Origin of the sequence: Variovorax sp. MHTC-1, assembly GCF_003984645.1 — a bacterium.
Lineage (GTDB): Bacteria > Pseudomonadota > Gammaproteobacteria > Burkholderiales > Burkholderiaceae_C > Variovorax.
Window position 1 is genome coordinate 321397 of the sequence record NZ_RWKI01000004.1, and the last position, 18747, is coordinate 340143.

General features: G+C 68.0%; 16 protein-coding genes. 8 read left to right on the plus strand and 8 right to left on the minus strand.

Annotated features, from left to right (window positions below; all coding sequences use genetic code 11):
• Positions 1-44: 44 nt before the first annotated feature.
• Entirely contained in the window at positions 45-599 is a 555-nt protein-coding gene (locus EJI01_RS09535) for a histidine phosphatase family protein (RefSeq protein ID WP_126836867.1), read from the plus strand.
• On the opposite strand, the gene EJI01_RS09540 is transcribed toward EJI01_RS09535, so the two are convergent.
• The 5 genes from EJI01_RS09540 to EJI01_RS09565 all read right to left on the minus strand — a co-directional run bounded on the left by EJI01_RS09540 (position 600) and on the right by EJI01_RS09565 (position 6962).
• The gene (locus EJI01_RS09540) at positions 600-1217 is read right to left on the minus strand and encodes an N-methyl-D-aspartate receptor NMDAR2C subunit (RefSeq protein WP_126836868.1); all 618 of its coding nucleotides are present in this window, start codon (positions 1215-1217) and stop codon (positions 600-602) included.
• A 2-nt stretch (positions 1218-1219) separates the two neighbouring features.
• Positions 1220-2269: a lytic murein transglycosylase B gene (mltB, locus tag EJI01_RS09545; protein WP_126836869.1), complete on the minus strand. Its 1050-nt coding sequence runs from the start codon at positions 2267-2269 to the stop codon at positions 1220-1222.
• 53 nt (positions 2270-2322) lie between these two features.
• Positions 2323-4320, minus strand: coding sequence for a transglutaminaseTgpA domain-containing protein (locus tag EJI01_RS09550; protein ID WP_126836870.1), 1998 nt, complete (start codon positions 4318-4320; stop codon positions 2323-2325).
• A 750-nt stretch (positions 4321-5070) separates the two neighbouring features.
• Positions 5071-6039, minus strand: a complete 969-nt coding sequence (locus EJI01_RS09560; RefSeq protein WP_126836948.1) for a DUF58 domain-containing protein — start codon at positions 6037-6039, stop codon at positions 5071-5073.
• Positions 6040-6041: 2 nt separating this feature from the next.
• Entirely contained in the window at positions 6042-6962 is a 921-nt protein-coding gene (locus EJI01_RS09565) for an AAA family ATPase (protein WP_093102643.1), read from the minus strand.
• A gap of 75 nt (positions 6963-7037) precedes the next feature.
• On the opposite strand from EJI01_RS09565, the gene EJI01_RS09570 reads away from it, so the two are divergent.
• From EJI01_RS09570 to EJI01_RS09600, 7 genes are all read left to right on the plus strand, one after another.
• Positions 7038-7991: a histone deacetylase family protein gene (locus tag EJI01_RS09570; RefSeq protein ID WP_126836872.1), complete on the plus strand. Its 954-nt coding sequence runs from the start codon at positions 7038-7040 to the stop codon at positions 7989-7991.
• Positions 7992-8004: 13 nt separating this feature from the next.
• Positions 8005-9285, plus strand: a complete 1281-nt coding sequence (locus EJI01_RS09575; protein ID WP_126836873.1) for a mechanosensitive ion channel family protein — start codon at positions 8005-8007, stop codon at positions 9283-9285.
• A 137-nt stretch (positions 9286-9422) separates the two neighbouring features.
• Positions 9423-10172 carry an electron transfer flavoprotein subunit beta/FixA family protein gene (locus EJI01_RS09580; RefSeq protein ID WP_093112348.1) on the plus strand — a complete coding sequence of 250 codons (750 nt, stop codon included), beginning with the start codon at positions 9423-9425 and terminating at the stop codon, positions 10170-10172.
• A gap of 2 nt (positions 10173-10174) precedes the next feature.
• A complete protein-coding gene (locus EJI01_RS09585; RefSeq protein ID WP_126836874.1) occupies positions 10175-11110 on the plus strand; it encodes an electron transfer flavoprotein subunit alpha/FixB family protein in 936 nt (311 codons plus the stop codon).
• Positions 11111-11191: 81 nt separating this feature from the next.
• The gene (locus EJI01_RS09590; RefSeq protein ID WP_126836875.1) at positions 11192-13012 is read left to right on the plus strand and encodes an acyl-CoA dehydrogenase; all 1821 of its coding nucleotides are present in this window, start codon (positions 11192-11194) and stop codon (positions 13010-13012) included.
• A gap of 33 nt (positions 13013-13045) precedes the next feature.
• Positions 13046-14008 carry an NAD(P)H-dependent flavin oxidoreductase gene (locus EJI01_RS09595; RefSeq protein WP_126836876.1) on the plus strand — a complete coding sequence of 321 codons (963 nt, stop codon included), beginning with the start codon at positions 13046-13048 and terminating at the stop codon, positions 14006-14008.
• Entirely contained in the window at positions 13998-15140 is a 1143-nt protein-coding gene (locus EJI01_RS09600; RefSeq protein ID WP_260602384.1) for an acyltransferase, read from the plus strand. Before EJI01_RS09595 ends, EJI01_RS09600 begins: the two co-directional genes overlap by 11 nt.
• A 4-nt stretch (positions 15141-15144) precedes the next feature.
• On the opposite strand, the gene EJI01_RS09605 is transcribed toward EJI01_RS09600, so the two are convergent.
• From EJI01_RS09605 to EJI01_RS09615, 3 genes are read right to left on the minus strand one after another with little or no spacing between them, the layout of a single operon-like run.
• Positions 15145-16251, minus strand: a complete 1107-nt coding sequence (locus EJI01_RS09605; protein ID WP_185878877.1) for a glycosyltransferase family 4 protein — start codon at positions 16249-16251, stop codon at positions 15145-15147.
• Between the two features lie 56 nt (positions 16252-16307).
• Positions 16308-17351: a cytochrome d ubiquinol oxidase subunit II gene (locus tag EJI01_RS09610; protein WP_126836878.1), complete on the minus strand. Its 1044-nt coding sequence runs from the start codon at positions 17349-17351 to the stop codon at positions 16308-16310.
• Between the two features lies 1 nt (position 17352).
• Positions 17353-18741, minus strand: coding sequence for a cytochrome ubiquinol oxidase subunit I (locus EJI01_RS09615; RefSeq protein ID WP_185878881.1), 1389 nt, complete (start codon positions 18739-18741; stop codon positions 17353-17355).
• Positions 18742-18747 lie beyond the last annotated feature (6 nt).

Below are 18747 nucleotides of genomic sequence, written 5' to 3' on the forward strand. Positions count from 1 at the left end.
CCCTTTTCGCTTTGGGGTCGATCGCGCTTTGCTAGCCTCGCGCGATGCTCAGACGACGTGAATTCGCCTTACTCGGCTTGGCCGCCGCCGGCTGGGCCCATGCCCAGTCCGAAGCGGATCCGTTCGTCGAGCGGCTGCGCGCGGGCCGGTGTGCGCTGCTGTGGCGGCATGCGCAGACCACGCCCGGTGTCGGCGATCCGCCTGGCTTTCAGTTGAATGTCTGCAGTACCCAGCGCAACCTGAGCGAGGAAGGGCGCGCGCATGCCCGTGCCGCGGGCGAGTGGTTCAAGGCACGCGGCCTGCGCCCGCGCGCGGTGCGCTCCAGTGCCTGGTGCCGGTGCAAGGACACGGCGGAGCTGGCCTTCGGCGCCTATGAGGTGTGGACGCCGCTCAACTCCACCTTCGGCCGCGGCGACGCTGCGAACAGCGGCAGGCAGGCGTTGCTGGAGCGGCTGGGCCGCATTTCCGCCGGCGCCTTCGAGGTGTGGGTCACGCACCAGGTCAACATCACGGCGCTCACCGGCGAATTCGCCGCCATGGGCGAGGCCGTCGTCGTCGACGCTGCGGGCAAGGTGATGGCGCGCAGCAGCCTGCGCTGATCAGCCGATCGCCTTCTGCAGGTTGAGGCGCGCCTGAGCTTCCAGTTTCGTTCGGATGGATTCAGTGAAATAGATGGGATCGCGCGCCAGGAAGCGGCCGAGGATCTCGCGCCGCCGCGGCGCGAAGACTTCGGGCGGCACGTGCGCATACTCGATGCGGATCTGCCGCTCGTATTCGGCGAAGCGCGCGGCCGGCGCACCGAGGATCGAGAGGTCGATGTCGACCAGCAATTGCGCGTCGGTGCCCTCGGGCTGCGCATCGTGGCGCGTGGCCATCACCAGCGCGTGGACACGCCGGGCCGCATCCTCCGCGACGCCGGCGGCCCGCAGCGCCTGTTGCGCCCAGTCGGCGCTCCGCGCCTCGTTGTCGTGCCGGTGCACGTCGTAGATCGCGTCGTGGAACCAGAGCGCGAGCGCAATCTCGGCCGGGCGCTCTGCATGGCTGCGTTCGCGCGCCAGGCCGGCCAGGCATTCGTCCAGGTGCTGCAGCGTGTGGTAGGCGCGATGCGGCTCGCTGTATTGCGCCAGCAGTTCGGCCAGCAGCGCCTCTTCGGGCGCAGCGGCGCCGAGTTCGCGCCAAGCATCGAGCCACGAAGCGCGCCGCGCGCCGGCGTCCATGGCTACTGCTCCATCGCGGCGCGGACTTCGCGGCCGAGATCGATCACCGACATCGCGTAGTAGCTGCTCCAGTTGTAGCGCGTGATGACGTAGAAGTTCTGCGTGCCGGCCACGTAGCTCGGCGCATCGGCGCCGTTCTGCAGCTCGATCAGCGCGAGCAGGCCCTTGTGCGTGAGCGCCTCGCCCTCGAGCACGGCGCCGCCGGCCACGAAGGCGTCGGCGCTGAAGGTGGGCAGGATGTCGGGCGCCATCAGCACGTCCTTCTTGAGCCGAGCCTCGTCGAAGCCGACCGGGTAGATCGACGGCATGCCCGGCTGCCAGCCGAAGGCCCTGAAATAGCTGGCCACCGAACCGATCACGTCGACCGGGTTGTTGACCAGGTCGATGCGGCCGTCGCCGTCGAAGTCGATCGCGTACTTGGCGATGCTGCTCGGCATGAACTGCGGCATGCCCATCGCGCCCGCATAGCTGCCGACCGGCACCATCGGGTCTTCCGCGGTACGGCTTTCGGTGCTCAGAAAGCTCTCGAGTTCGCTGCGAAAGAAGGCTTGGCGCTCGGCCGCGCGCGGATGGCCCTGCGGGAAATCGAAAGCCAGCGTGGCCAGCGCGTCGATGACGCGGAAGTTGCCCATGTTGCGGCCGTAGATGGTCTCGACGCCGACGATGCCGACGATGATCTCGGGCGGCACGCCGTACTCGGCTTCGGCGCGCGCCAGCGTATCGGCATTGGCGCGCCAGAAGCGCACGCCGGCCGCGATGCGGATCGGATCGATGAAGCGGCTGCGGTAGACGCGCCAGTTCTTCGCCGTGCCCTTGGGCGCCGGCAGCATCAGGCGCGGCACGTTGGGCAGCAGCCGCGCGTTGCCGATGGTTGCGCGCACCCATTTGCGATCGAGGTCGCGCCGTTCTGCGACGTCGTCGGCGAACTGCATTGCATCCTCGCGCGTGGCATAGGGCGTTTCGCCGCGCACGGTTTTCTGGGCCGATGCGGGGATCGGGGAAGTCAGCAGGAGGAGGGCCAGCGGAAGAGCGGTCGAAAGAAGGCGTCGCATGGCCCCGATTGTGCCGCCCGTGCCCTGCGCCCCGGCGCGGGACACATGCGGTTTCAGTGCGGCCAGGCCAGGCGGCGGAACTCGGACTTGAGCGCGGCCAGCGCGGGCCCGGGCGTTCGGGCGTAGCGCTGCGCCTCGAGCTTGAGCAGCCAGTCCGCTGCGCCTTGCGCGCCGGCGCCGAAGCGTTCGGCCAAGCGGGCCGCCATCTGGCGCGGCGGCATCGCATCGGGCACCTCGATGCCGGCTTTCTTCATGCGCGCGCGGGCCTGGCCGAGCAGGCGCAGCCACGGGTCGTGCTGGCTGCGTTCCCACAACGTCCACCCGGCGCCCGCCAGGCTGGCCACGACCAGCAGCGCGAGCAGCACGGTGGCGAGGTCTTGCAGGCTCGGCGCTTCGAAGCCCAGGTTCTTGAGCAGATCGAGCTGGCGGCTTTGCGTGTAGTTGAGCACCCACTGGTTCCAGCCGTTGTTCACGGCTTCCCAGGCGGCGCGCAGGTTCTGCGCCAGCGTGGGGCTCATCACGTTGATCGCACCGGCGAAGAGGCCCGGCTGTGCTACCAGGCGCTGGAACTGGCCGACGCGGTCGGGCGAGATCGCGCCGGTCGGATCGACGCGCACCCAGCCCGCGCCTTCCTGCCACACCTCGGCCCAGGCGTGCGCATCGCTGTGGCGCAGCGTCCAGAAGTTGTCGACGCCGTTGATTTCGCCGCCCTGGTAGCCGGTGACGATGCGCGCGGGAATGTCGAGCGCGCGCATCAGCACCACGAAGGCGGAGGCGATGTGCTCGCAGAAGCCGGCCTTCCTGTCGAACCAGAACTCGTCGGCGGTGTCGTTGCCGTAGACGCCGGGTTCTAGTGTGTAGCTGTAGCCGCCCGTGCGCAGCCGTTGCATTGCGGCCTGCACGAAGGCTGCCGTGGCGGCGCCGGCAAGGGCTGGGTCGCTTTTCATCTGCGCGGCCAGTTCGGCCGTGCGCGGGTTCGAGCCCGGCGGCAGCGCGACGTAGGGCTGCAACGCGGCCGTTCGACGCTGCGGGCCGCTCTGGAACTGGGTGAAGCTCTCGGCCCGGTAGCGCACCAGATCGCCGATCGGCCGGTTGGCGAACCACTGCAGTTCGGGCGTGCCGAACAATTCGTAGCCCGGCAGCTCCGGCTTGGCCGGCGCGGCATCGAGCGTCAGCAACCAGGGCCGGTTGCTGGGCTCGAGCGTGACTTCGTAGCCGACGGCGTCCCCGCGCACGCGCAGGTTCTGCGCCAGGAAGCCGCGCGAGAAGAGCGGCGGCGAAGTCCATTCACGGCCGTCGAACTGCGACAGCACCGGTCCGCGAAAGTACAGGTCGCGCTGCGCCGGGACGCGGTTGCCGTCGAACCTGATGCGCGCCGCGATGCCATCGTCGAGCGCGAGCCGCGCGATGCTGCCCACGCGCATCGTGCTCGAGAGGCCGGTGCGGCCGGTCATCGCGTCGTTGGGCGTGCCCCAGAGCGGCGCCATGCGCGGGAACAGCAGGAACAGCACCAGCATGATCGGCGCGCCGAGCAGCGCCATCCAGCCCGCGGTGCGCGCCGCCTGCATGAGCGGCGGCTTGCCGACCGGCATGTGGGCGTTGACCAGCGCGGTCAGGAGCCCCAGCAATGCCAGCAGCATCGCGAAGGCGGTGGGGAGCGACTGCGAGTAGAAGAAGTTCGTGAGCATCGTGAAGAAGCCCAGGAAGAAGATCACGAAGGCATCGCGCCGGGCGCGCAGCTCCAGCGTCTTGAGCGCGAGCAGGATCACGATCAGCGTGACGCCGGCGTCGCGGCCCAGCAGCGTGCGGTGGGTGGCGTAGGTGGCGACCAGCGTGACCGCGAGCAGGCCGGCACGCCACCATCTGCTGGGCAGCGGCTTGGCCTGCACGGCCAGGACGCCGCGCCAGAACAGGACGATAGCGGTGAGGGTGCTGCACCACCAGGGCAGGTTGGGGACCTGCGGCAGCAGGATGAGCGCGATCACGCCGAGCAGGAAGAGGGTGTCCCTGGCTTCCCTGGGCAAGGACTGGAGCTTGGTGGCTAGGCGCATGGCGGCTTTACTCCCTCTCGCTCCGGGAGAGGGTTGGGGTGAGGGCACTGGGCTTTTGGATCGTTGCTGTTCTTTGGTGAAGCCGGAGCCGGGAATTCGCCCCGGCGGGCGAGTCACTTTCTTTTGCGTCGCCAAAAGAAAGTAACCAAAGAAAAGGCGACCCCACTGTCTGCGACCCCGCAGCTGCGCTGCGGGGCAACCTGCGGTGCTCGCGCAGCCGGCCTGCCGCAGAACTCGCTGCGTTCACTGCGTTCACTGCGCTCAAACAGCTGCGGCAAGTCAGATCACGAAGCACGCCTGTCCTTCGGCAGGCGTGCGGCCGGCTGCGCTGCGCTCCTCGGCGCAGCCAGAGGGGAGTGGCTCGGGCCTTCGCTTCGCTCGGCCGCCAAGAACCCCAACAGCCAACCCCAACACAAGGACGCGCCCTGGCGCGTCCTTGTTCAATCCCCTCTGGGCGTGCCGAGGAGCGCAGCTTCAGGCGGAAAAAGGGCCGCGCGTGTTTGAGCCGAAGGCGAGTTTGCGCGGACCCCGCCTGAAGCGAGCACCGCAGGTTGCCCGCAGCGAAGCGGAGGGACACGCACAGTGGGGTCGCCTTTCTTTGGTTACTTTCTTTGGCGAGACAAAGAAAGTAACTCGCCCGCCGGGGCGAATTCCCGGCTCCGGCTTCAAGCCAAGCGCAACGTACGGAATCAAGCGGACAAGTGCCCCCACCCCAGCCCTCCCCCGGCGGGGGAGGGAGCAGTAAACCGCTCAACATAGAGCCAGCACCTCCAGGCACCGCCGCTTGTGCGCCTCTCCCTGAGAAGGCGCAACCACCTTCCCGCCCACCCGCAACCCGTAGTCCACGCCCAACCGGTCCGCCATCAGCACCCACGCGCAAAGCCGCGACAGCCGCGCCTCCCAGCCGGGCAGGCCCGCAGCTTGCGCGTCCAGCCACAGCTCCTGCCGCTGCGCCTGCTGCGTGTCGCGGCTCACGAGTTCTTCCGAGCCCGTGGCCTGCGCCCGCGCCGCGCGCTTCCACACCACGAGCTTCAGCGGGTCGCCGCGCCGGTATGCGCGCACGCCGTCGTACTCGCCGGCCACGTTCGCACGCAGCATCGACGCCGCCGCCTGCCCGGCCAAAGGTTCGCCGGGCGGCAGCGGCGGCGGGTTCGGCTCGGGCGCCGGATAGACCAGCACCTGCGAGGCCGGCCGCCATACCGTCCAGACGCGAAAGGTGCCGAGCGGAAAGCGGGTCTCGGCGGTAAGCGTCGGCACCGGATGCAGGCCGCGCCGTTCGGGCTTGAAGGCGACCTCGACCGTTGCGCTGCCCTCGGCCGGCACGTCGCTCCACGACCATTGCCCGCTGTGGCGCACGGCCAGGCCGATGCCGTAGCGCGTGCTGCGCCGCCGGTTGTGCAACATCACGCGGAACACCGCGGCAGCGCCCGCGTAGCGCGCATCCGGTGCCATCAGGCGCAGCGCCAGACCACGCAGCGTCGCGTGGCACACATACATGCCGACCGCCACGCAGCCGGCCAGCAGGAAGGTCAGCAGGTAGCCGAGGTTGAGCTGGTAGTTGATCGAAGCGATCAGCAGCAGCAGCAGCGTGCCGGCCAGCATCCAGCCCGCGGGCGTCGGCACGATGTAGACGTTGCGCTGCGTGAGCTCGAGCGTGTCCGAAGGCGGCCGGCGCGAGAGGAACCAGCCGTCGATGCGCGAGCGAAGCGGCGCCAGCAGTTTCACGGCAATGGGACTGCGGCGGTCATGGCGCGCACCTGCTCGACCGCGCCGCGGCCCGCGTCGCCGAGCGGCGTGAGCCGGTGCGCGATGGTCTGCGGCAGCACGGCCTGCACATCGTCGGGCGCCACGTAGTCGCGGTTGGCCAGAAGCGCCTGCGCCTTGGCCGCGCGCAGCACCGCGATGCCGGCGCGCGGCGAGAGGCCCTGCAGGAACCAGCGGCCCGAGCGCGTCGCGGCGATCAGGTCCTGCACGTAGTTCAGGAGCGGCTCGGCCGCATGCACCTGCAGCACGCGCTGTTGCAGCGCCGTGAGCTCGCCCGCGGTGAGCAGCGCTGGCAGGCCCGCGAGCATCTCGCGCCGGTCGGCGCCGGCCAAGAGCTCGCGCTCGGCCGCGCGGTCGGGGTAGCCCAGCGAGATGCGCATCAGGAAACGGTCGAGCTGCGACTCGGGCAGCGCGAAGGTGCCCAGCTGGTCGTGCGGGTTCTGCGTCGCGATCACGAAGAAGGGGGTGGGGAGAGGGCGCGTCTCGCCTTCGACCGTGACCTGCTTCTCTTCCATCGCTTCCAGGAGCGCGCTCTGGGTCTTGGGGCTCGCGCGGTTGATCTCATCGGCGAGCAGCACCTGGGCGAAGATCGGTCCGGGGTGGAACACGAAGGCCTGCTGTCCGCGGTCGTAGATCGCCACGCCGGAGAGATCGCCCGGCATCAGGTCGGCGGTGAATTGAACCCGCGAGAACTGCAGGCCGAAGGTGTGCGAGAGCGCGTGGGCGAGGGTGGTCTTGCCGACGCCCGGCACATCCTCGATCAGCAGGTGGCCGCCGGCCAGAAGACAGGCCACGCAGTCGCGTACCTGTGCCTCTTTGCCCACGATCACCGTGTTAAGCTGGCCGAGCAAACTGGCGAGCTTCGCGGCAACGTCCATTTTTGTATCCATATGCAAACAATACCGTAAAGCCATGCAGCCCTGCGTTGCATCAGGCTACGACGTGATCGATCCATGGGCAAAACCGGCTATTTCACCCACCGCGACTGCTGGAAACACGAGATGGGCCCGGGGCATCCCGAATGCCCCGAGCGGCTCGATGCGATCGAGGACCGGCTGCTGGCGACCGGCGTCGCCGATGCGCTCGAACGCGCAGAGGTGCCGCTGGCCACGCTGGAGCAGATCACCCGCGCGCACAGCGTCGAACACCTGGAACTCCTCGAGGCGCTGAGCCAGCGGCTGATCGCCGACGCGCCGGCCGGCGGCCCGCGCTACGCGCAGCTCGATCCCGACACCGCGCTCTCGCGCTTCAGCGTGCTGGCCGCCCGCCGTGCCGCTGGCGCCGCCATCGCCGCGACCGATGCGGTGATCGCCGGCACGCTGGACAACGCCTTCTGCGCCGTGCGGCCGCCCGGCCACCATGCCTGCCGCGACAAGGCGATGGGCTTCTGCGTCCTCAACAACGTGGCGATCGCTGCGCGCCACGCGATCGAGGAGCACGGCCTGAAACGCGTCGCGATCGTCGATTTCGACGTGCACCACGGCAACGGCACCGAAGACATCCTGAGCAACGACCCGCGCGTGCTGATGGTGGGCTTCTTCCAGCATCCCTTCTATCCGTACAGCGGCACCGACCATCCGGCGCCGAACATGCTCAATCTGCCGGTGCCGGCCTACACCAAGGGCATGGACGTGCGCGAGCTGATCGAGGCCTGCTGGATGCCGCGGCTCGAAGACTTCAAGCCGCAAATGATCTTCGTGAGCGCGGGCTTCGACGCCCATCGCGACGACGACCTGGGCCAGCTGCGGCTCAACGAGAACGACTTCGCCTGGATCACCGAGCGCATCCGCGATGTGGCCCGGCGCCATGCCGGCGGGCGCATCGTGTCGATGCTGGAGGGCGGCTACAACCTCGATGCGCTCGCGCGCAGCGTCGAAACGCACTTGCGCGTGCTGGCCGATCTCTAGGGCGAGCCCTGGGATGGATTTCAGCGCCTTCACTCAGCGCCTCGGGCAGATCGACGCGCGCAGCCTGTCGATCGAACTTGCTGCCCTGGTGGGATGCGTGGCGCTGGCCTGGGCGGTCTGCCGCTGGTTCGGTCGCGACCAGCCCAAGGATTCGATCTGGTTCGGCGAGCGCACCTTCGACGGCCTGCTGTTCCCGCTGCTCGCGCTGCTCCTGACCGACCTGGCGCGCCGCTTCGCGCTCGAGTTCCAGCCGGTGCTGGTGCTGCGCATCGCGGTGTCGGTGTTCCTCTCGCTGGCGGCGATCCGCCTGTTCGCGCGGGTGCTCAAAGCCGTGTTCCCGGCCTCGGCGCTGGTTCGCCTGATCGAGCGCACGATTTCCTGGCTCGCATGGATCGCGGCCGTGCTCTGGATCGTCGGGCTGCTGCCGGTGGTCCTTGCCGAGCTCGAGAACGTCACGCTGGCCTTCGGCAAGACCCGCGTCAGCCTGCGCACGATGCTGGAAGGCATTCTGTCGGCCGCCATCGTGCTCGTGATCGCGCTGTGGATCGCCTCGACGATCGAAAAGCGCATCCTGCGCACCTCGGTGACCGACCTGTCGATGCGCAAGGTCGCGTCGAACGCGATCCGCGCCTTCCTGCTGCTGATCGGCCTGCTGTTCGCCTTGTCGGCGGTAGGGGTCGACCTGACGGCGCTCTCGGTGCTGGGCGGCGCGCTGGGCGTCGGCTTGGGCTTCGGCCTGCAGAAGCTGGCCGCCAACTACGTGAGCGGCTTCGTGATCCTGCTGGAGCGCTCGATCCGCATCGGCGACAACGTCAAGGTCGACGGCTTCGAGGGCCGCATTACCGACATCAAGACGCGCTACACGCTGGTGCGGCAGGGCAACGGGCGCGAGTCGATCGTGCCGAACGAATCGCTGATCACGAGCCGGGTCGAGAACCTTTCCGTGTCCGACCTCAAGTTCCACATCACGACCAACATCGTGGTCGGCTACGACAGCGACGTCGCGCAGGTGCAGGCCATCCTGCGCGATGCGGCCGCCGCGCAGGCGCGCGTGCTGAGCGACCCCGCGCCGGTCGCATTCCTCGTCAACTTCGCGCCCGACGGACTGGAGTTCAGTCTCAATTTCTGGATCGCCGATCCCGACAAGGGCAAGGACAACCTCCGCTCGCCGATCAACATCGCGATCCTCGAGGGCCTGCGCGCCGCCGGCATCGACATTCCATATCCCCAGCGCGTGCTGCGCGTCGAGTCGCTGCCGCCGGGCCTTTCGGCGCCTGAGGCGGCTCGCCTATAATCGCAAAAAAAGCACGATCGTTCTTTTTCTCGCGCCCCACGCTAGGTGATTGAAATGAACAGCTCGCGCGGAGGTCGGCGCCTAAAATCTTCGCATCCTCTGCACCCCCGGTTTCGCAATTCAATGGAGTCAAGCCAATGAAGGTCCTGGTCCCCGTCAAGCGGGTCGTCGATTTCAACGTGAAGGTGCGCGTCAAGAGCGACGGCACCGGAGTCGACATCGCCAACGTCAAGATGAGCATGAACCCCTTCGACGAAATCGCCGTCGAAGAGGCGGTCCGCCTGAAGGAAAAGGGCGTGGTCACCGAAGTCATCGCCGTCTCCTGCGGCGATGCCAAGTGCCAGGAAACCCTGCGCACCGCCATGGCCATCGGCGCCGACCGCGGCATCCTGGTCGAGACCTCCGAAGAGCTGCAGCCGCTGGCCGTGGCCAAGCTGCTCAAGGCGCTGGTCGACAAGGAACAGCCGCAACTCGTCATCCTTGGCAAGCAAGCCATCGACGACGACGCCAACCAGACCGGCCAGATGCTGGCAGCGCTCGCGGATTTGCCCCAGGCCACCTTCGCTTCGAAGGTCGAGGTCGAGGGCGACAAGGTCAAGGTCACGCGCGAAGTCGACGGCGGCCTCGAAACCATCCAGCTCACGCTGCCCGCGGTCATCACCACCGACCTGCGCCTGAACGAGCCGCGCTACGTCACCTTGCCCAACATCATGAAGGCCAAGAAGAAGCAGCTCGACACCTTCAAGCCGGAGGACCTGGGCGTGGACGTCAAGCCGCGCCTGAAGACCCTGAAGGTCAGCGAGCCGCCCAAGCGCGGCGCCGGCATCAAGGTGCCCGACGTTGCCACGCTGGTGGACAAGCTCAAGAACGAAGCGAAGGTGATCTGAACATGACCGTACTTGTTATTGCCGAACACGACCACGCCACCGTCAAGCCGGCGACCCTCAACACCGTGACCGCGGGCATCGCCTGCCAGAGCGGCGACGTGCACGTGCTGGTGGCGGGCGCCAATGCCGCCGAAGCCGCTGCCGCTGCCGCCAAGATCGCGGGCGTCGCCAAGGTCATTGCCGCAGACAGCCCGTCGCTGGCCGAGAACCTGGCCGAGAACGTCGCCGCCCAGGTGCTGGCCATCGCCAAGAACTACAGCCACATCCTGTTTCCGGCCACCGCCAACGGCAAGAACGTGGCGCCGCGCGTGGCGGCCAAGCTCGACGTCGCGCAGATCAGCGACATCACCAAGGTCGACAGCCCCGACACCTTCGAGCGCCCGATCTACGCGGGCAACGCGATCGCGATCGTGCAGAGCAGCGATGCGATCAAGGTGGTCACGGTGCGCACCACCGGCTTCGATCCGGCGGCAGCCACCGGCGGCAGCGCCACGGTCGAGAACGCCGAGGGCGTGGCCGATTCGGGCAAGTCGAGCTTCGTCGGCCGCGAAATCACCAAGAGCGAGCGTCCCGAACTCACGGCCGCCAAGATCATCGTCTCCGGTGGCCGGGCGCTCGGCAGCGCCGAGAAGTTCACCGAAGTGATGGCGCCGCTGGCCGACAAGCTCAACGCGGGCCTCGGCGCCAGCCGCGCCGCGGTGGACGCGGGCTACGCGCCCAACGACTGGCAGGTCGGCCAGACCGGCAAGATCGTGGCGCCGCAGCTCTACATCGCCTGCGGCATCTCCGGCGCGATCCAGCACCTGGCGGGCATGAAGGATTCGAAGGTGATCGTGGCGATCAACAAGGATCCGGAGGCGCCGATCTTCTCGGTGGCCGACTACGGCCTGGAAGCCGACCTGTTCGCGGCGGTGCCGGAACTGGTGAAAGCGCTCTGATCCGCTTTCGTCGAACAGAGAAAGACAGGTGAAGGGCATCGTTCGCGATGCCCTTTTCGTATCCGCCGCACAGGAGACACCATGAGCTACACCGCCCCCATCAAGGACATGCTGTTCGATATCGAGCACCTCGCGAACATCGCGCAGGTCTCGCAGATGCCGGGCCTCGAAGACGCCGGCCTCGAAACCGCCCAGGCCGTGCTCGAGGAGTGCGCGCGTTTCAACCGCGACGTGATCGCGCCGCTCAACGTCGCGGGCGACCGGCATCCGTCCTCGTTCAAGGACGGCCGGGTCGCGACCACGCCCGGCTTCAAGGAAGCCTTTGCGCAGTACGTCGCCGGCGGCTGGCAGGGCCTGCAGCACCCGGCCGATTTCGGCGGCCAGGGCCTGCCCAAGACCATCGGCGCGGCCTGCGGCGAGATGCTCAACTCGGCCAACATGAGCTTCGCGCTGTGTCCCTTGCTCAGTGACGGCGCCATCGAGGCGCTGCTCACGGCCGGCTCCGACGAACTCAAGACGACCTACCTCGAGAAGCTGGTGAGCGGGCAGTGGACCGGGACCATGAACCTGACCGAGCCGCAGGCCGGCAGCGACCTCGCAATGGTGCGCAGCCGCGCAGAACCGCAACCCGACGGCACCTACAAGATCTTCGGCACCAAGATCTTCATCACCTACGGCGAGCACGACATGGCCGAGAACATCGTGCACCTCGTGCTCGCGCGTGTGACCGGCGCGCCCGAGGGGGTGAAGGGCATCAGCCTGTTCGTGGTGCCGAAGTTCCTCGTCGACAAGGACGGGTCGCTCGGCGAACGCAACGACGTGCACTGCGTGAGCATCGAGCACAAGCTGGGCATCAAGGCCAGCCCCACCGCCGTGCTGCAGTACGGCGACGGCATGGCGGCGAGCATCGCAAACAGCGCCGGACCCGGCGCTGTGGGCTATCTCGTAGGCCAGGAAAACCGCGGCCTCGAGTACATGTTCATCATGATGAACGCGGCCCGCTACGCCGTGGGCATGCAGGGCATCGCGATCGCCGAGCGCGCCTACCAGCAGGCGGTGGCCTACGCCAGGGACCGCGTGCAGAGCCGCCCGGTCGACGGCTCGATCAATGCCAGCGCGCCGATCATCCATCACCCCGACGTCAAGCGCATGCTGATGACAATGCGCGCCTATACCGAGGGCTGCCGCGCCATGGCCGCGGTGGCCGCGGCCGCATACGACGCGGCGCACCGCCACGCGGACGCCGACACGCGCCGGCAGAACCAGGCCTTCTACGAATTCATGGTGCCGCTGGTCAAGGGCTACAGCACCGAGATGAGCCTGGAGGTCGCGTCTCTGGGCGTGCAGGTGCACGGCGGCATGGGCTTCATCGAGGAGACCGGCGCGGCGCAGTACCTGCGCGATGCCAAGATCCTCACCATCTACGAAGGTACGACCGCAATCCAGGCCAATGACCTGGTGGGCCGCAAGACCGCGCGCGACGGCGGGCAGACCGCGAAGGCGATTGCCGCGCAGATCGAGAAGACGGAAGCCGAGCTCGCGAAGCAGGACAGCGCCGCGGCACGCGCAGTGCACAAGCGACTCAAGGCCGCGCGCGAAGCCTTCGTCGAGGTGGTCGACTTCGTCGCCGGCCAGACCAAGTCATCGCCGAACGCGGTTTTCGCGGGCAGCGTGCCTTACCTGATGCTGGCAGGCAACCTGGTGGCCGGCTGGCAGCTCGCGCGCTCGCTGCTGGTGGCCGAGAAGCTCGCTGCGGCCGGCACCGACACCGCCTTCATGAATGCCAAGATCGCCACCGCGCGCTTCTATGCCGAGCACATCCTCAACAAGGCGCCGGGCTTGCGCGACAGCATCGTCGACGGCGCCGAGAGCGTGACGGCGCTGGCGCTCGACGCTTTCTGAATTCATCGTCATCAACATCGCCACGGAGACCCCATGTCCAAGCTGCCCCCCGTTCTCGCCAACCTCCCGCTGCCGATCATCGGCTCGCCGCTGTTCATCATCAGCAACCCCAAGCTCGTGATCGCGCAGTGCAAGGCCGGCGTCGTCGGCGCGATGCCAGCGCTCAATGCGCGGCCCGCGTCGCAGCTCGAGGACTGGCTGGCCGAGATCACCGAGGAGCTCGCGGCCTACGACAAGGCGAATCCGGACAAGCCCGCTGCGCCCTTCGCCATCAACCAGATCGTGCACAAGAGCAACGACCGGCTCGAGCACGACATGGAGATGGTCGTGAAGTACAAGGTGCCGATCGTCATCACCTCGCTGGGCGCGCGCACCGATGTCAACGATGCGGTCCACAGCTACGGCGGCGTGACGCTGCATGACATCATCAACAACGCCTTCGCGCGGAAGGCGATCGAGAAGGGTGCCGACGGCATCATCGCCGTGGCGGCCGGCGCCGGCGGCCATGCCGGCATCAAGAGCCCCTTCGCGCTGGTGCAGGAAATCCGCCAGTGGTTCGATGGGCCGATCGCCCTGTCGGGTTCGATCGCGACCGGCGGCGCGGTGCTCGCGGCACAGGCCATGGGCGCCGACTTCGCCTACATCGGCACCGCCTTCATCGCCACCGAGGAGGCGCGCGCCAGCACCGAGTACAAGCAGGCCATCGTCGACGGCACCTCCGACGACATCGTCTATTCGAACCTCTTCACCGGCGTGCACGGCAACTACCTCGCGCCCAGCATCGTGGCTGCCGGCATGGACCCGGCCAACCTGCCGCAGGGCGAGCTCAAGACCATGAACTTCGGCGGGGGCGATGGCAGCAAGGCCAAGGCCTGGAAGGACATCTGGGGTTCGGGCCAGGGCATCGGGGCCGTGACCGAGGTCGCGAGCGCAGCCGCCTTCATCGAGAAGCTCAAACGCGAATACGACGAAGCGCGACGCCGCCTTGCGCTCTGACGCCGCTGCGGCCGCCGCGGCGCGCATGCCGCTGCTCGATGCGGTGAAAGGCCTGGCCTGCGCCGTGATCGTCGGGCATCACCTTGCGCGCTACGGCCCGCTGCCGGCGGGTGCGTCCTCTCTGGCGCCGGGCCTGTTCGATTGGCTGGCGCAGGACGGCCGGCTCGCGGTGCAGGTGTTCCTGGTGCTGGCGGGTTTTCTGGCGGCGGGCAGCCTGGCGCCGGACGGCGTGCTGCGGATCGACAGGCCGCTGGTCCGGGTGTTCCAGCGCTACGGCCGGCTCGCGATGCCCTACCTGGCCGCGCTCTGCTTCAGCGTGCTGGCCGCCGCGCTCGTGCGGCCGTGGCTGAACGACGAGGCCGTGCCCGCGGCCCCCATCATGGCGCAGCTGCTGGCGCACGGGCTGCTGCTGCAGGACCTGCTCGGTTACGACGCCTTGTCCACCGGCGTCTGGTACGTGGCCATCGACTTCCAGCTCTTCGTGCTGGCGCTCGCGGCGATCGGCTTCTCCGAACTGCTGCAGCGGCGCTGGTCGATGCGGCCGGAGCGATCGCGCTGGCTCGCCGTGGCGCTGGTGCTGGTGCTGGCCCTCGCCTCGCTGGCGGTATTCAATCGCCACGCGGAGCTCGACGACACGGCGCTTTACTTCTTCGGCGCCTACGGCCTGGGCATGGGCGTGTTCTGGATCGGCCGCGCGACGCGGCGCAGCACGTGGCAGTTCGGCATCGTGCTGCTGCTGCTGGTCGGCGCCGCAGCGCTGGCGCTCGACTGGCGCAGCCGCATCGCCACGGCGCTGGTCACGGCCTTGCTGCTGGCGGTGATCCAGCGCCGCGCCGGGCACGAGCCGGCCGCATGGCCGCCGCTCGCGCAGCCGTTGCTGCGGCTGGGGCGCATCTCGTATTCGCTGTTCCTCATCCACTTTCCGGTGCTGCTGCTGGTGAGCGCGGCCTTCGATGGGCTTGCGCCCGATGGGCCCTGGGTCGACCTGTTCGGCCTCCTGGCCACCTTCGCGCTGTCGATCGTCGCGGCGATGCTGCTCTACCGCTGGGTCGAGTCGCGGCCCGCCACCTGGCGCGCCGTGCTGGCCTTGTTCGCGGCCCTGCTGCTCTGCGGGGCGGTGGCTGCTTCCTGAATTGCTAGCGGCCTGCCGCGAGCGCCTGCGCGTAGTGCGCCGAGAAGGTCTCGGCGACGACCTCCCAGTCGTAGCGCTTGGCACGCTGCTGCGCAGCCGTCGACATCGCGGCGCAGCGCTCGGCGTCGAGGCTCGCGACCTCGCGCACCACGGCCAAATCCTTGGCGCCGATGTCGAAATCGAGGAAGAAGCCGTTGACCGAGGGCTCGACGAAGCCGTTGATCGGCGTCATGTCGCGGCACAGAACGATCTTGCCGGCGGCCATCGCCTCCAGGATGCCGATGCCGAAGCCCTCGTACTCGCTGCCGGTGACGAAGACCGTGCGCTGCTGCAGCTCACGCAGCAAATCGGCGTCTTCGATGTAGGGATGCAGCCTGACCGCGTCATCGAGCTGGAGGGCGCCGATTTGCGCCTGCAGCGATCCGCCCAGGTTGTCGAAATCGGGCCCGGCGATCAGCAGGTCGATCTTGACTCCCTGATCCCTCGCCATGGCCACGGTGTCGATGACCGCGTCGATGCGCTTGTTGCGCGACCAGCGGCCCCAGTAGATCCACTTCGTCGGATCGGGCGCACCGGTGAGGCGCCCGCCCTGGAACTTCGAGTAGGCGATGCCGTTCTCGCATTTCTCGACCCGGTCCGAGAAGCGGCTGAAGTAGGCGGTGTCGGATTCGCTGCTCGCGAGGATCTTCCGGTAGTGGCGCAGCAGGCGGCGCATCAGCACGCGCTCGTGCAGCCACTTGATCGCGCCGTGCTTGGCCGTGTGGCGAAAGCCGCCGTGCGTGCTGAGCACCGCGGGGATGTCGCGGCATTGAAGAAGCACGTTGCCGGTGAGCATCATCAGTTGCGGATCGTGCACGTGCAGCAGGTCGTAGCCGGCAGCCAGCCGGCCGAGCTCGCGCGCATAGCCGGCCAGGCGATTGCCCACCACGGGCACCTGGTACACCTTGATGCCGTCGAGCTCGCGGGCCGAAAACACGCTGTGGCGCGACGACACGTACGCCACGTCGACCTGGCTGCCCTTGTCCGAGCTGCGCAGCGCAAGCTCGCGCACCACGGACTCGATGCCGCCAACTTCGGGAAGGTAAGTCGGTGTGATGGAAAGGATTTTCAATTTCACTCTCGCGGGGCCGGAGTCCGGACGATCGTAGCATCGGCCTCGCGGCGGTCTCAGGGCGAGCGGACGGCGGCTTCCGCCGGCGGCGCTGCGCCGTAGCTCAGGGCCTGGGCGCGGCCCCAGAACACGCGGTACATGAAGATCGTGTAGCCGATGATGGCCGGCAGCGTGATGGCGACGCCGATCAGGATCACGACCAGCGCCTCGGTCGAACTGGCGGCCTGCCAGATGGTCAACCGGTCCAGTACCACGAAGGGGTAGATGCTGTAGGCCAGGCCGAGGAAAGCCAGCAGGAAGATCAGCACGGTGCAGGCGAACACGATCCAGCCATAGCCTGCCGCGACCACCCTGGGCTTGGAGATCACCTGAAAGATCGCGAAGAAGGCGGCGCCGCAGGCGAGCGGAATCGGCAGCAGCCCGATCAGCTGCGGCAGGCTGAACCACTTGTCGAACACATTCGGGCTGACGATCGGGGTGGCGATCGAGATCGCGACCAGCGCGATGCCCATCGGCCACAGCACCGCGCGGGCCCACCGGACTGCCTTCTCCTTCAGCGCGTCGCCGGTCTTCATGATGAGCCAGCCGGCGCCCAGCATGGCGTAGGCGGTCGGCAGCGTGAGCGCGATGCCGAGGCTGAAGGCCAGCGAGAGCCCGCTGTGACTGAAGGCGGTGAGATAGCTGCCGAGCATCCAGCCCTGCGCCATGGCGGCCACCAGCGAGCCGATCGAGAAGGCCCGGTTCCACGCGCGCTTGTGCTCGTCGCGCGCCTTCACTCGGAAATCGAAGGAAACGCCGCGCAGCGTGAGCCCCACCAGCATCAGCGTGACGGGCAGGTACAACGCGCTCAGCACCACGCCATGCGCCAGCGGAAAAGCCACCAGCAGCACGCCGATGCCGAGCACCAGCCAGGTCTCGTTGGCATCCCAGAAGGGGCCGATGCTCGACACCATGACGTCCTTCTCGTCGTCGGTGGCGAAGGGCAGCAGGATGCCGACGCCCAGGTCGTAGCCGTCGAGCACGACGTAGATCATCAGCGACAGGCCCATCACGGCCATGAAGATCAGGGGCAGCGCGGTAGCCCAGTTCAGTTCTTGCATTTCAGCTTCCCAGTGCGGCGGGGTCGGCGCGGGTGGTTACCGGCTTCGGGGCCGAGGGGGCGGGTGTCGAAGGATGCTCGGCCATGTACTTGAGCACCGCCACGTACGAGCCGAGCAGGATCACGTAGAGCAGCAGCCAGGCCACCAGGGTGCCGCCCACCAGCGCGGGTGGATGCTCGGCCACCACGTCGGCGGTGCGCAGCAGCCCGTAGACGATGAAGGGCTGGCGGCCGATCTCGGTCACGTACCAGCCGGCCAGCGTCGCGACCCAGCCGGAGAAGGTCATGGCCGCCAGCGCCCACAGCAGCCGGCGCGGCTCGGGCGCTTCGGCGCTGTGTTGCTTGCGGCGGCGAAGCAGCACCCAGGCGGCCCACCACGACACCACCAGCATCAGCACGCCCATCCCCACCATGACGCGGAAACTCCAGAACACCGGCGCAACCGGCGGATGCGCATTGGGAAACTCGTTCAGGCCCTTGATCTCGGCGTCGATGTCGTGGGCGAGGATCAGGCTCGCGAGCTTCGGCACCTGGATCGCGTAGTCGGTGCGGCCTTCTTTTTCGTTCGGCCAGCCGAAGAGCGTGAGCGGCGCACTCTTCTCGGTGTGCCAGACGCCTTCGATGGCGGCGATCTTCGCCGGCTGGTGTTGGAGCGTGTTCAAGCCGTGCAGGTCGCCCATGAAGATCTGCAGCGGGATCGCGATGGCGGCGATCGCGACGCCGGCGCGCAGCGCCTTGCGCGTGCCTGCATGGGGCGTGTTGCGCAGCAGCTGCCAGGCGCTCAGGCCGGCGATCAGAAAGGACACTGTCAGCGTCGAAGCCAGCAGCTTGTGCGCCAGGCGGAAGGGGAAGGACGGGCTGAAGATCACGTCCCACCAGCTCAGCACGTGGAAGCGGCCGTCCACGATCTCGTAGCCGCTGGGCGTCTGCATCCAAGAATTGAGCGCCAGGATCCAGAAGGCCGACAGCGTGGTGCCGCCCGCCACCATCAGGCTCGCGACGAGGTGCATGCGCTCGGACACGCGGTCGCGGCCGAACAGCATGATGCCGAGGAAGGTGGCTTCGAGGAAGAAGGCGGTGAGCACCTCGTAGCCGAGCAGCGGCCCGGCGATGTTGCCGGCCTTTTCCATGTAGCCCGGCCAGTTGGTGCCGAACTGGAAGCTCATCGTGATGCCCGAGACCACGCCGAGCGCGAAGCTCAGCGCGAACACCTTGGTCCAGAAATAGTAGGCGGCCTCCCATTGCTGCGCGGCCGGCGTGCCTCGCGCGCTCATCGTGCGCAGGCGGAAGAACACCAGCACCCAGCCGAGCGCGATGTTGATGGTGGGGAAGAGGATGTGGAAGCTGATGTTGGCCGCGAACTGGATGCGCGACAGGAGGAGGGTGTCGATGTCCAC